This is a genomic window from Acinetobacter sp. 25-47-122 (genome assembly GCF_056779695.1).
On the sequence record NZ_JBWYIJ010000009.1, the window covers coordinates 16,258 to 30,301 of the forward strand.

9 protein-coding genes are annotated in these 14,044 nt (G+C 42.8%); all 9 read right to left on the reverse strand.

Annotated elements, in window-relative coordinates:
- Positions 1-5: 5 nt before the first annotated feature.
- Genes AC1M9P_RS09430 through AC1M9P_RS09470 form a run of 9 tightly spaced genes read right to left on the reverse strand, consistent with a single transcriptional unit; the run spans position 6 to position 14,019 of the window.
- Entirely contained in the window at positions 6-545 is a 540-nt protein-coding gene (locus tag AC1M9P_RS09430; RefSeq protein ID WP_481587427.1) for a DUF4376 domain-containing protein, read from the reverse strand.
- Positions 542-6,664 (reverse strand): TipJ family phage tail tip protein, encoded by a 6,123-nt coding sequence (gpJ, locus tag AC1M9P_RS09435; protein ID WP_481587428.1) that lies wholly within the window; start codon positions 6,662-6,664, stop codon positions 542-544. Before gpJ ends, AC1M9P_RS09430 begins: the two co-directional genes overlap by 4 nt.
- Before the next feature lie 54 nt (positions 6,665-6,718).
- Complete coding sequence (locus AC1M9P_RS09440; RefSeq protein ID WP_035266167.1) at positions 6,719-7,300, reverse strand: tail assembly protein; 582 nt, start codon at positions 7,298-7,300, stop codon at positions 6,719-6,721.
- A complete protein-coding gene (locus tag AC1M9P_RS09445; RefSeq protein ID WP_481587429.1) occupies positions 7,284-8,033 on the reverse strand; it encodes a C40 family peptidase in 750 nt (249 codons plus the stop codon). Before AC1M9P_RS09445 ends, AC1M9P_RS09440 begins: the two co-directional genes overlap by 17 nt.
- Positions 8,033-8,830, reverse strand: coding sequence for a phage minor tail protein L (locus AC1M9P_RS09450; protein WP_481587430.1), 798 nt, complete (start codon positions 8,828-8,830; stop codon positions 8,033-8,035). The genes AC1M9P_RS09445 and AC1M9P_RS09450 overlap by 1 nt, the downstream gene beginning before the upstream one ends.
- Positions 8,814-9,860, reverse strand: coding sequence for a phage tail fiber protein (locus AC1M9P_RS09455; protein ID WP_481587431.1), 1,047 nt, complete (start codon positions 9,858-9,860; stop codon positions 8,814-8,816). Before AC1M9P_RS09455 ends, AC1M9P_RS09450 begins: the two co-directional genes overlap by 17 nt.
- 50 nt (positions 9,861-9,910) lie before the next feature.
- The gene (locus tag AC1M9P_RS09460) at positions 9,911-10,252 is read right to left on the reverse strand and encodes a phage tail protein (RefSeq protein ID WP_481587432.1); all 342 of its coding nucleotides are present in this window, start codon (positions 10,250-10,252) and stop codon (positions 9,911-9,913) included.
- A gap of 54 nt (positions 10,253-10,306) precedes the next feature.
- A complete protein-coding gene (locus tag AC1M9P_RS09465; protein ID WP_481587433.1) occupies positions 10,307-10,597 on the reverse strand; it encodes a hypothetical protein in 291 nt (96 codons plus the stop codon).
- Positions 10,598-10,599: 2 nt separating this feature from the next.
- Entirely contained in the window at positions 10,600-14,019 is a 3,420-nt protein-coding gene (locus AC1M9P_RS09470) for a hypothetical protein (RefSeq protein WP_481587434.1), read from the reverse strand.
- Positions 14,020-14,044: the final 25 nt, after the last annotated feature.

The window sequence follows — 14,044 nt, forward strand, 5'->3', positions numbered from 1 at the left end:
ATTAATTAAAATTGAACAGCTTCAACCTGATCTTTAGTTGTTGCTGAATAGATAGCTTGTCTTGCAATTCGCCCACGTTCATGAGCTGATGAAATATGTGCTTGTAATGCTTGATAAAGCTGATTAAGTTGCTGTGCTGTAAGCTCAACTGTTGTGTTGTCTGCAAGCGTCCAGACTTGATCAACCCCAGCATTTGAAGCACCTAAAATGCGACCTTGAGACATCTGATCTGAATCATAAACATTGCCCTCAAACTCAAAACCGCCCGACTCGAAGGAATCCCTAAGAGACTTAATCTCAGACCATTTCTGATCCTTGATTTGATCAAGTGTTCGGGTGTCAACCCACTCTTTGCTGGAATAGTCAAATATACAATAAGGCGATGGTTGAGGGGGTAAATCCCTCCACCCTCCTTGGTAATACATATTTGCTTTAGGTGGGTCGGGTACAGCGAAACACCCCAAGGGTTTGTTTAACTCAATTGTCTCTGCATTACCCTGGATAGAATATAAAAACTCCCCATGTTTTGAGATAATTGCTGTCATTTTTTTAGCTCTAGAAAAGATACGGATATCCCACTCAAATCTATCCAGTATTGGTTGTAGTTGTTGGTTGATGGGCTTACCACCACTCCAGATAATGAGCCTGCGTAAGATGCACCTATTTTCATGGAGTAAGTGTGATTACCCGTCAATACATCGTCTTCAAGCGCAAGAAATGTCATATTACCAGTATAGCCAACCATTGTTCCAGGGAAGGAGGTGGGTGCAAAGTATGCTCTATGAACCTCAACCCCATTGCGATAGATAACAGCTACTAGACGGCAGAATCTCCGTTCAGCCTCTGTCATGTTGCCTTGGTTTGGTCCATTGGAATGGACTACAAAAAACATACCAGCATTAGCAGATGTGGTGCTTAGTTGCATGCTCACATCAATACGCAGTCGACCTCCTTGACGAGGAATATTTACATTAAATATAAGAGGACTATCTCTTAATAAATACTGCAGTCCCGCTTCAGCACCTGTTGGGTAGGGTGTGACAGGATTAGCCTCCTGTTTAAGTCTGTACTCGTGCGCGTCTAGTCGAAAGTTATCAATCCTCAATCCTGTTGGCACCGTAACCGCCTCATCCTGAATCTTTAACGTAGATACTGCTAAATCTTTGATTTTCCCCGATGTAACAGCCAAATCATCAATCTGTGCAGACTTAACAGCTAGTGCTTTTATGTGAGCTGTATCTATGGATGCGTAATCCATGAACGTAGATTTCAGATAAGCACTTACAGGAAAAACGGTTCCAGTGTTTGGATCGGTGTAAGGTGTAGTACGGAAATTAAATGGGTAATAACCTGAGCTGTCTCCACTGCCAATTGCAAACGAGTCAAAATTAACAATAAAGTTAGATTCTTTCCCTGTATTTGCACCACCCCAGCCTGCAACCTTCCCATTTACATCAAGCTTTACAAACTTTTGGGCATATAAGCCATCTACACTTTCGCTTACCTCCTGAATCGATGCTGTGTTATTGCCAACCATTGTTTGAAGTGTGTTTATCTGTTGGGCTTGAGCACTTTGGGATGTTGTTAAAGTGCTCACTTGGGTCTGAACAGTAGCTACAGTTTGATTCGTGGTATTCACCATATCTATTGCTGTATTTGCTGCGAGCTTTGCTTCAGCTGCTGCTGCTGCTGCATCTGTAGCCGCCTTATCGGTTACTGCAACCCACTGTGACCCATTCCAGCGTTTTGGTGTGTTATTACCCCCTGTCGTGTCGATCCAAAGGTTTTGGCTTAATCGCTTTCCTGCCGCTGGAGCAGACGAGCCATAAATCACTTCACCTTTATTGCCTGCTAAAGTTGCTGCATTTTGAGCTGCTTGTTGAGCTACATCTGCTGAATTTTGGGCCGCACTCGCAACCGCTTTCGCTGCCGCTTCTGCTGCATCAGCTTTGTTTTTAGCATCAAGCGCTGCTGCTGCAATTGCCGCTTGTTGAGCTGCACTTGCTTTTGCGGTTGCATCACTAGATGCTGCCGCAATAGCTGCTAATCTTTCAGCTTCAGCCTGTGCTTCTGCGTAAGTTTTTGCTGCTTGTTCGGCTGCATTTGCTTTTGCTTCAGCATCAGCAATGGCTTGTTCTGCGGTCTGTTGAGCAATCGCGGTTGATGACTGAACAGTGTCAATTCGATCTGCAAATGCGGAATCTGCATCCGCTAGAGTTTGCATTTGCTGTTGAATTGTCGCCAAGTTTTGCTGCAAATCGGCGTTGAATTCAGACTGAAGCGAATCAATTCTTTGAGCTAAGGCAGAATCAGAATCAACACGCGCCTGCTCCTCTATTTGAATTAGGGACCTATTTTCGCCAACTTGCGCTTGGATATTCACAATTTGACTTGATATAGCCTCATTCTCACTAGAGCGAGTTTCAATTTCAGACTGAATAAGCGCCCTGCTCTCATTAATTTGAGCAACATTTAAGTCAATTCTCTGACTTAAAGCATGATCACCCTCGATCTGAGCTGTAAGCTGCGACCACGCCCCCGCATAACCCTCGGTTGAACCGATTAAATCATCATTTGAGCCGACCATTGCTGGGTTTACTTGAGCATAAACACCGTCAATTTTTGTGGTGTTAGCAGATACAACACCCTCAAGCTCTTGAACATTTGCATTGGTTTGCTCCAAAGCTCCTGTACTAGCTTTTGTGCCAAGCTCAACGGTTAAAGCATCAATATCTTGTGCATTGGCGCTTGATTGATCTGCCGCTGCATTAGCTGTGCTTAAAGCTGTTGCTGAGTTCTGCATAGCAAGATCAGCATTGTCCGCAGCTTCGTTTGCAACAACTCGAATTTGATTCACTTGAGATGCTGCTGCACTTGCCTCAGTAACAGCAATGTTGGCTTGTGATAGTGCTGTGGCTGCATTGGTTTTAGCTGTTGAAGCATCACTTTCCGCAGTTGCTACACGGCCATCCAAAGCATTCAGTAGTGTTGCATTCGCCTCTGATGTAGAGACAGCGCTTTCAGCGGATTGGCGAACATTTGCAAGTGCGGAGTCATTGCTAGCTCTATAGTCTTGCAATGCTTGAGCATTTGCTTGATCACCATCTGATCTAGCTTGGATTTCAGCAATAATATTTGCAGCGTTGTTATCCACCTGTGCAGATATATTGCTTAGACTTTGTGATACAGCTTGAGCGTCATCAGCAAGAGTACTTAATCTTTGATTGATTGATGCTGTATTGTTGTCAAACTCTGCATTAAGTGAGTTGAGTTGCTCGGTTAGTGCATTATCAGCATTTATTCGAGCGGTTTGCTCACTCAATATATTTGCAGTATTTTCGCCAACACTTACTTGAAGAAGATCGGTTCTCTGTGCTTGATACAAATCTCCCTCTTGAACAGCCGACAAGATTGACCACGCACCAACATAACCTTCAGAATTCCCGATTAACCCATCCGATCCAATTAAGTCTGGCTGAGTTATAATCTCAACACCCGTGATTCTCTCGGATAATGCACTATCAGCATCAATTCGCGCATTAGATTCATCAGATACCAAAGCAAGGATTGTGGAATCATTTTGGCTTGATTCAAGACGCACAGACTCGATTAAGCTTGCATTTAAGGCGTCAGCTTCAGCACGCGCAATCGCCTCTTGATTGATTGCTGCGGAGTTGCTGTCCACTTCAATTAAAACACTATCTATGCGCTGGCTAATTGCGCTATCGGCATTAGACCTTGCTGTAATTTCTTGCTGAATTGCTGAGGTATTACCATCAACGCTTGAGCTTACAGTATTGATTTGCTGACTTAGAACATTATCCTGCTCTACCCTTTGCAATCTTTCTAATTCAATTGCGGATGATCGAGCAGACGCTTCATCTAAGATGGCTTGGTTTCGAGCATTGGTCTCATTCGCAATCGCAGCATTTCTATCTTGAATCTCTTGCAGTATTGCATTTTGTCTTTCCAGTGCTTCCTGAGCCAAACCATTCTCTAAGTCTTCAATCGCATCTAATCGCGCTTGTGTCTCATTGTTTAGTGACTGATTGAGTTGATTTACCTGAGTTTGCACAACTGAAATATCGTCAAGTAAGTTTCCAACATCACCATCCAAGCCAGCAATCGTATCAATGAGATTAATCTTTGTTTGCAAGTCTTGATGTAATTGGGTTTCAGAAATTTTGCCTGACAAAATATCAAGTACGGCAGATGCATCCGCTGAGGTTGTTGCGCTTACCCAGCTTGACCATGGCCCAACATTCCCGATTCGGTCAATCAATCGACCACGGAAATAACGGGTCAAGTTTGGCTGCATTCCTTGAATTTCATGTACTGTGGTCGGATAAGCAAACAAGCCAAGACGAGATGTATTTGCACCATTGCTTGTTGTTGCAATTTCAATTTCAGTGTAAGCAGTATCCAAGGCGCCTTGACTTGGAAAGCTCCAATTAACCTTGAATCCAAACAAAATACCTGTGGCTTGAATGTTGGCCAGTGCTGGCGGTGTTCCAGTTTTACCCTCAAGGTTCGTAAGCACTGAATAGGTTTGCAAAGAGGACACATCAAAAGCAGAAATTGCAGTCACTCTTGCTTCATAATTGCCTGAATAAATACCTTGAACTTCAACCGAATTGCTGCCAGTTAAAGGTAATTTATTCCATGTCCCGTTGTCTTTACGCCATTCAGCCTGATATTTTGTCGCCCCTTGCGCTTGATCCCATGCGATAACCATAGTGGATACAGCGATACCTTGCTGAACCATATATTCACTAGACAGCACCACATTTTGAACAGCATCTTGTGTTTTTGGATTAATAATTGAAATCGGTCTTTCATCGATGTAGGCACCAAAATCAATCGCGTCATATTTAGATGACTCATACTGAATCGCATTAATTGAAAACTGATGCTTATCGTTCTGTGTAATACTCATCACACGAAACTTCATCGTTTTTAAATCTTGTGCGTCAACGACCCACACATTTTGCGGTGCAACTGAATCAAACGCAGTAGTTACAGTGATTTTTCGACCATTCACTGATGACACGATACGAGCTTGCGCCTTGCCATCCTCACCATTTACAACAAGTCGATCACCTGCACGACACACCACATTTTCACGATCTACCGTAATGGTGCGAAGATTTGCAGACACTTCCGCAATACGCCCGCCATTAGCACGACCAGCAAACAACTCATCTGCAATTTCAATCACTCGACCTGGTTGTGGAATATGTCCATCCAAACCAACCTTAAACGATACCGAGCGTGTTTCTAACTGCTCAGATTTTAAAGCCCATAATCCTGCTCGTTGTGCCTGACCTGCAGATGTGCATCCCCATGCTTGAATCTCAGCAATCTTAACGCCTAAGCGCCCAATTGCTGCTTCATCACGCACGTATACATATTCGGTTTTGTAGTGATTTTGCGGATTATCCCAAGCCACTTTTGCAACAGTATGGCGATCACGCGCACGAGTGCCTGAATATTCAAACATGCCGTCAATGACGTTTGCGCGGGTGTATGTAAAATATGTGTCTTGCGGTATATCAGCATCACAGACAATCGAATTACCATCCCAATAACTTATTGCGCGAAATACACCAGCAAGCTTTGTTAAAATGCTATAAGCATCTTCTGCTGTTTGTAGATATACGTTGCATGTAAAACGCGGCTCTTGACCACCCTTGCCGTCATCTACCATCTGATCACAGTATTGCGCTAAGCGATACAATGACCATTTATCAATCATAAGTGATGTAAGTCGATCACCTAGTGCATAGCGTTTTGAAGTACAGATATCATAATAAATCCAAGCAGGGTTATTGCTATAAGCTCGCTTAAAAGTACCGTCCCACATACCTGCATATGTGCGCGTAAATTCATTGTAGTTACTTGGAACTCGGACTTTTACACCCTTTAAATCCACTGCAATTTTTGCGACATTTGAGAATGTTTCGGCATCATATTGCAGACCAAGCATAGCCGTGTTTGGATAGCTTAATTTAAGGTCAATAACCTCTGTTAATGCTTCAACATACATCTTGTCACTGATGTATTCAGATTCTGCATCAGGTGTGATTTTGCGGACGCGAATCTGCCAACCCGTATCAGATTTTGGCAAATCAATACGATGTGAGCGCTCATAATTAGATGATGTTTTGTCTGAGATTTGCGTATCTAGAACTGTTGTCCACGTGCCGCCACCTGTCTGCAAATCAATTGCATAGCGGATTGTGTAGCCTTTTACATCACCGTTATCTGCATTGGTTTGACGTAATGCGCCCCACTTTAAACGCACTCGTACAGCATCAAGCTGACTATTTGAAATCGCACGAACCCATGGAGTTGCAGACTTTAGCTCAACACCAATCGCTTGCTCAGATGAGATATCAGGGAAGCCCTCAATGTAAGTCTGATCATTTGTACCGTGTCTAAAGTCAGCTTGCACGTTTTGAAAGTTTGGATTGTTGTTGCCATCGACGAGCGGAGTTTCTTCAAGGTAAATGGACTTTAAGCCATTAGCTAAGCCTTGAACTTCACCTTCAGATAATCCATAAAGGATTTTAATAAATGTTTTGGATTGTGCTGAATCAGGTGCAATAACTGGCTTTCTCGCTGAGCCTGACCCTTTTTTTGCGCCTTTAATTACTGCGTTCATACTCATCCTCATACAATAAAAAAGGCGCTATATGCGCCTGTGTATTTTACTTGTTTACATTAGATCTTCTGGGTACTGTCCAGCCGAGGCAATAAACCCACCAACTTCACGCTGTCCGTATAGGATTGGCACGGGATTGCCTTGTGCGACAGTTGTGACTGCTCCACCAAACCCCTTGTTGGCTCGGTTTCCATCTTCGTTTTGGTCTTGCGAATCAACTTTAGGCATCAGCATCATTGCAATACCACCAATCATCATGCCGGCACCAGCACCGATCAGGCCTGCACCCAATGCTGCACCCCCACCAAGCGTCCCCACTGTCACAAGTACACCCACCACCACGAGCACAGCGCCCAAAATTGTCTGAACTGCGCCACCTGCACCTTTCACTTTTGGTACAATCTTGATGGTTTTAGCACTTGTGGTCATTTGCAACTCAGATTCACCAATGTTTTGCTTATCCTGAAAGACTACAAACTCTAAGCCCTGCTCATGAGCATGGAGCATAAATTTTTCAAAACCTGGTACTTGAACAGATAAAGCCCTCATTGCTTCGGCTGTGCTATCTACAGCCAAGTGAAATTCTTTGCCGAACTTCTTAGCTAACACACCGTAAAGCTTAATTTTTTTGAGCATATCGAACTACCTTTGCTACTCGTTCTTGCCACTGTGGACCATAGATTTCACGGCATGATTTGCGACCATATGGATGATGCAGAATCAAAGCTGAACCAATACACGGCTCTGTATGTTCAGATTTCAACATACCGTTATCACCCAACCAAATCACCGCATGATTAACATGCTCTGTTCGCCCAACGCGACATAAAAGCACATCACCGTATTGCGGCTCATCCACTTCAACAAATCCAGCCACACCAAAGCCTTCAAGGTATAGAGATTTGTTTTCTTTGGATTCCCACCATGCATCTTGGCGTTCAAAATCCATGAGTTTTATACCAAGTTCGCGCTCATAAAAATCACGGACAATTGAGTAGCAGTCTTGCCAACCGTGGTGGTAGTTCCGACCAACAAGCGGTTCTTTATAGCCACACGGCTCGTACACTTGAAACTCTAAATCTGGATAAGCGCAAATCACCCATGGCTTGTCATGTAATTCAATTTGATGCAAGTCATAATCAGAGGCTCTAGCAGTTGCATCAGGATGTGAATGCACATAGGCTTGAATCTCACCCAAGTCCTCAGCTTTTGCTAAATCCTCATGATGGATTTCAAACTGATCTTGATGCTCTGAGGTATTTCGACAACGAATATATTCATCATCTACAATCACGCCACAGCATTCACATGGGTACATTTCCGAAGCGTGCAAATGAATTGCTTTTTTGAGTCTTGCAGTTAATTTCATTACATTAAACTCGATGCTGGAAAACCACCAAAACGGCTTTCATTGTTTCGAATACGACAAGATGATAACCGACCAGAGCAACGATCTAACGCTGGATTGTCTGTTGGCTCATCTTTATCCGTAAACATTGCTGTGCCTGTGTACTGACACTCTTCGCCCCTATACCCCGCTACCGCGCACCAGTGACAGTAATTTGAAATCTGACGAACAGGGATTTTTAAACCTTCAAAATCTACAGGGTTTGAAAGCTCAAAAGTAACTTGCTGAGCATTTTCAGAAGTCTTTTGCTCGATATACCAGAGTTGCTCTTTTGATTCGTTTGATGCAGTTGAGTTGCCTGCACTAAAGTTCTCAGCATCAAGATATTTGGCAAGCGTTGTAATCACTTTAAGCTTCGCACCTGCAAAGTCGCCAAACTGTAAACAGTAAGCCGACACAGCACCCTGAATGCCGCCAATATTGTTTGCCATTGCAAACGTTGGCGCAGATGCTTTACCGTCTGACCGCATTTCAAGACCTGAAACCTCCAATGCAATCGGCTCAAAAGTTTCACCTTGCCAAATGATATTTCGATACCATGTTTTTTGATCGCCTTGTTTAAACACTTCACCGATCAATTGAGATTCATCACCCATCAAGCCATCAGAGCCAATAAGTGAATAAATCTTTTCCCAGTCTTCATAAGAAATATGGCCATGAAAACGCAAAATGCCCGCACCTAAAGTGCGAGCATCGAGTTCAAAAAGCGTAATCAGGCCGTCAACATGGAGCTTTTGAAAATCACTGTTCAGCGCCATTGTACGACTCCATTGCAGCAGCAACTGCTTGTGCTAAACCGGTTAGCTGAAAGTCTGGTGGTGTAGCTGATTCAGGCTCTTCAATCTCAGGTTGCGGAAGCTCTTGCAGACGTAAATCAATCCAGCGATTTTCAGTAATATCCACCGGATTATTAAGATCGGCAATAATAGAAGCCGTTTCAAAATCAAACTTTTTCTTATAGGTTTTTACTGAGATATCACCATTTTCCAATGTTGTGTAAATCACTGAAAAGAGTACATTGCCATTCGCATCTTTAGGAGTTTCGACATACCAGCCTTCAAGTGCAAAACCAGATGAGCCTTTAATTAAATAATCACCGATGCCCAATTTTTCAAAAGTAATGTCTTGCTGTTTTGCTTCATCGTTTATCTCAATATGATCTGCATAAAGCTGAACAATCGGAGATGCAGCCTTGATAAAACCATTTGAATCGACTGTGGTATTTTTTTGAGTCCATATTTTATAAAGAGAATATGCAGCAGCATTTACATTCGAATGTCTAACACGATAATAAAGCTCATGAGTACTTGGAGCTGCTAGAATTTGAGCATGGACACCAACCCCTCTAGTAAATGAGATTCCGACACAATATGCAGGGATAGTCGGACTTGCAGTTGAAGCAGACCAAACAAAACCTGATCCTGCTGGATAATTTGTTGGATCAGATTCATTTATCTCGAAAGCTCCTGTCCCTGAACTCATTACATCACCCAGGCCAAATGCGCCAACTCGTAATAGTGAGTTTGCAGCCATATCTAATTTAGAGGTTTGTGCTGTAAAGGTCGCCGCGGTACCTAAACCTAAATTTGTACGTGCTGTTGCGGCTGTCGTTGCCCCAGTACCACCCTTGGTAATAGGTAATGCTGCAGGTAATACTCCCTGAGCCGTTGCACCCAACTGACTATAGATCTCATCATCATTCGCCTGTAGTTTTGCTGAGCCAGTTCTAAATGTGTCACCACCTGCACCCGTTGGCGCAGTGCCTTGGTTAATTGTTTGCTTAGCCATAATTTTTCCAATAAAAAACCCCGACTAAGCGGGGCGTTGTTTAAATTAATTTAAGGTTGAAAATCTTGGGTGAACGTGGTCGAAATTCTCCACACTAATCCGCCGATGTGGACAGGTGTGTAATCACCTGCAATCACTCGAACTTCACCATCTAAAGGTGAATCCCATAAAAAAGAATCAGCACCCTTATGTTCATCAAAAAACGCTTTGATCTGCATGATTTCGTCTTTGTAAGTTGTCCGTGTGTAATTCCAAACCCCACGCTTATTGTTGATGCCAACCGAGGTTGTTTGTCTATACCCATCACCAAATTGACTTTGCAAAACTTGGAATGAATTGGTTTGACTATTGCCCTCTCGGTCGGCTGGAAAATTAAATTTTCGGTTGCTCATTTCTTGCTTCCAATAAAAAACCGCCCGAAGGCGGCTTTGTTTGAATAAGATTAATTAGTCAGGTTTTTTGAAGTCATTAACATGCCAAGTGAATGTTTGCTCGATCGCAGCCATTATTTGTTTGTTGCCTTCTTGATCTGTATTAGAGCTGATTTTCCCGAGCAGTTTATTTTTAGTCTTCTCTGTATGCTCCAGGTATTCATCTAAATTAATAACACCTTTCTTAGCAAGAAAATCTACCAAATTACTAATTAGTAGTTGCGCAGAGTCGTCTTTTGCTGAGATAAACCCAAATAAGTTTGAAATTGCACCTTCCAAAGGGTTGTCTCGATTATGGTCAGTCATTGTTATCTTCCTTTTATTGCGTTAGCTAATGGGTAACCTTGACGCAGATTTCTCTGAATACCTCGGTCTACCCCAGTATCAATTTTCTGATCTAGCATTTTGCCAATAGTCACCATTAATTCACCATCTTGATTCGTCGAAGTTTCAACTTTCTCAGAGGAATAATTATTGATAACCACTTTAGGTTGAATGACAGCTTTTCCACCAGAGCCACCCGAATTAATCGCATTCACAGCACCCATACCAACACGATAGGTATCTCTAGCAGCATTAATACCAGCTATACCACCATTCGCATAACTACCATCTTTAATAGATTTTCTTAGCCCTTCAAAACCTTGCGGGCCACCAATAGCCATCATCTCTTCTTTAGTAAGAACACCTTCCCACTTATGAACGATGCCTGCTGGCTCGTATTTACCGCCATAACCAGTGAAGCCGCCATCTGCAAAGCCCTTAGGTGTTGCCGCTTGAATTAATGAAACAAAAGTTCCAGATTCAACAGTTGCTAATGCTGCCGCACCCATTTTCTGCCAAACAGTGCCAGGCTCATTTGCATATGCATCAGATGCTGCCTTCCAGACGTTCATTCCAGCTTGTGATAATGCAAACGCTTGTTGTGCGCCATAAAGCGCTCTGTAAGCTGACGAAGATTCACCTAACATCGCACCAAACATTCCTGCTAGTGCACCTGTTACCTCCTGACCGTAACTTAGCTGTAGACTCATAGAGTCAGTCTGATAGGCTGATTCAATCGCCTTCATCCGATCTTGATGAGCCTGCCAAATCTCCTCACGCTTCTGTGCAATTGCTTGCAAGTCGGCGGTTGGGTCTTGGGCTTCCTGATTCACCATTGAAAGTTCATTATCGAATATTTGTTGCGACCGATCGTATCGACCAAACCTCTCTTGCTCTAAAGCAAATTGGTTACCAGTGCCATTCATTTGTGCTTGGGTTTGACCCCATTGCTGAATAGCATTGTTAAGTTTATTTCTTGATTCTTCTTGCTGTGCAGCTCGAATCAAGTTCAACTCTTTTTGCTTCTGCTGTTGAGTAAGATTGGAGTTTAGGAGAATTTGATCACGCTCTAATCTGTATCGCTCCTCCATTGCAGCAGTTTCAGTCATTAAGTTTTGCTTAATTTGAAAGATGCGCTGTTCTTGGGCCAGCTTGATGAGGGCGAGTTCGTGGTTAAACTCAGAGGTTAGTGATTTAAGCTTCTGCTCTCTTTGCTCTTTAGTTAACAAGGCATCTGATTTGATTTCTTGCTCTCTAATATTTGACCTAAATCTAAGCTTTTGCTCTTCTGTAAGGCGATGCTCAACCAGCTCATACTCAAACTGCATTTTAATGAGCTTGGCTTCTTGGTCATGGCGATTTTGAGCGAGAGAAATATACTGCTCCATTCCATTTTTTCTCAAATGAGCAATTTCATTCTCTAAATCTAGTCGTTTCCGATCTTCACTTGAAGAATATTCATAGACTATTCTCGCCACTTCTTCGGTGGTTCTTTCTACCTCTTTTGCGGTTTTTTTTAGCTGGTTCTCATAATCCTTGCTGGACTTTGTTGCCTCTTGCTGTTGCTTTCGCTGGGTTTCTAAAGTTGCATTAAGCTTTTCAATCTGTTGATTTTTGAATATTGCAGCCGCCGCATCACCACTTGTAACTTTGCCATTGTTTTGAATGGCGATATCAGCCAAATCAGAAGCTAGGTTTTGTGAGTAGCCTTTAGCAACTAGCGTATTGGTGATTTTGGCCTTTTTACCTGCATCTATCGCCTGTTTCGCATACTCAGAAAGTGCATTTGCAGCATTTCTAGCAGCATTCTCATTCCCTTGTAGCGCATTAGTGTTGTCGTTAATCTTCCCAACACTACCACTTGCAGCATTACCAACAGCATCAAAAGCGATTTTGGCTTGTTTTAATTCCTGATTTGCTGCATCAATCTTGTTTTTACCATCAGTCAAACTGTTAATTTGCTGAGGTGTGATAAATCCAAGCTTGTTTAATCGACTCAATGCTTCATCTGCATCAATAACATTGGTTGTTAATTCAGCCCAAATTCGCTGAGCCTCTTTGCTACTCTTGTTTTGTGAATAGATTTCTTCAACAAGTGATTTAAAATCGTTTTGAGCAACTTTTAACTTTGTTGATAGGTCATCAACTGAATCAGCCAATTCACCTTGTGCTGCTCTCTTTTGTGCGCCTTCGAGCTTAATCAACTCACTTGTGGCCATTGCACTGTATCGAGCATTAGCCTCCATAGCGTCATTTGCTGCTTCGGTGCTGTCTCGCATCATTAGATAGCCAGCAGCTACAGTAGCTATAGAGACCACCAAACCCACAGGTCCACCTAGAGCTGTGTATAATCCTCTAGCTGCAACTGTTGCAGCATTTGTAGCACTTGTTTGTGCGACTAGTGCAGCAGTATTCCAAGCTGTTTTCTGTGCACTCAATGCAAATGCAGCAGCTACACGACCACCATAAAGCGCAGCTATCACACCACCAACAGTTGCCAGGGTATCTAGGTTTGCAGTTATAAGTTTTACCGCTGGAAGCGCTTGACCTGCAATCGTATTTGCAAGACCTAATGCTTCAATTTTCACACTGTTCAGGTTTGCATTAACTTCATTTAAGCCGCTAATCAACTCACCGCTCATAATAGCGCCAGCTCGTTGAGCCTCATCGCCATACTTTTTGAAGCCTGCACCATTGTTTTCCAACATTGGTATCAGAAGTGAGCCATCATTGATTAACTGCTCCATGTACTTAACCATCTCAGCATGTGGCAAGTTCAGTTGCTTTAATGAGTTATAATAAAGTTGAAGTGCCTCCTGACCCGATAAGTCTTTAAAGGCATCTGTAGTTAAACCAATTTTGGGTGCAATATTGGTAAAAAAATCCATCATTTCACCAGATTGAGCATCAGTAACATCACCCAACCTGTCGTAAACATCCTTTAAAGCCATCGCATAGCTATCCATGCTATAGCCAGCCTTAGCAGCACCCAATGCAAAATATTGAAACTCATCCGTAGACATCTGAGTCAATTTTGAATAACGATCAATATCTGTAGCTGCTTGACCCAACACCGTTGTGAGGCCACCAACTCCACCAGCAAGCGCAGTTGATGCAAGTAGGGTGTTTCTTGTGTGGATCGCCAGTTCTCTAAGCGCATTGCTATTACGCTTAGATACTTCTGTATTTTGTGAAAGCGCCCTGGTTGATTTATCAACTTCTGTTTTTAATTGACTGTTAGCTGTTGCCGTGGTTTTAACATCCCTCGACATTTCAACCATCGTGCTTGCTGCTTTATCGCCTTTTGATGAAAGCTCATTGAGTGCTTTTCCAACCTCATCGGCATTTCTTTTTGCGTTAGAAGTATCAATTTCAATAACCAGTTTAGCCTTAGATTCACTCATTTCACTTTCCTGCGGGCATTAAAAA

Excerpts from the sequence above, each read along its gene's own strand:
- AC1M9P_RS09465 (WP_481587433.1), bottom strand. The coding sequence starts at position 10,597 with ATGACTGACCATAATCGAGACAACCCTTTGGAAGGTGCAATTTCAAAC.
- AC1M9P_RS09455 (WP_481587431.1), bottom strand. The coding sequence starts at position 9,860 with ATGGCTAAGCAAACAATTAACCAAGGCACTGCGCCAACGGGTGCAGGT.
- AC1M9P_RS09430 (WP_481587427.1), bottom strand. The coding sequence starts at position 545 with ATGACAGCAATTATCTCAAAACATGGGGAGTTTTTATATTCTATCCAG.
- AC1M9P_RS09440 (WP_035266167.1), bottom strand. The coding sequence starts at position 7,300 with ATGCTCAAAAAAATTAAGCTTTACGGTGTGTTAGCTAAGAAGTTCGGC.
- AC1M9P_RS09460 (WP_481587432.1), bottom strand. The coding sequence starts at position 10,252 with ATGAGCAACCGAAAATTTAATTTTCCAGCCGACCGAGAGGGCAATAGT.
- AC1M9P_RS09470 (WP_481587434.1), bottom strand. The coding sequence starts at position 14,019 with ATGAGTGAATCTAAGGCTAAACTGGTTATTGAAATTGATACTTCTAAC.
- gpJ (WP_481587428.1), bottom strand. The coding sequence starts at position 6,664 with ATGAACGCAGTAATTAAAGGCGCAAAAAAAGGGTCAGGCTCAGCGAGA.
- AC1M9P_RS09445 (WP_481587429.1), bottom strand. The coding sequence starts at position 8,033 with ATGAAATTAACTGCAAGACTCAAAAAAGCAATTCATTTGCACGCTTCG.
- AC1M9P_RS09450 (WP_481587430.1), bottom strand. The coding sequence starts at position 8,830 with ATGGCGCTGAACAGTGATTTTCAAAAGCTCCATGTTGACGGCCTGATT.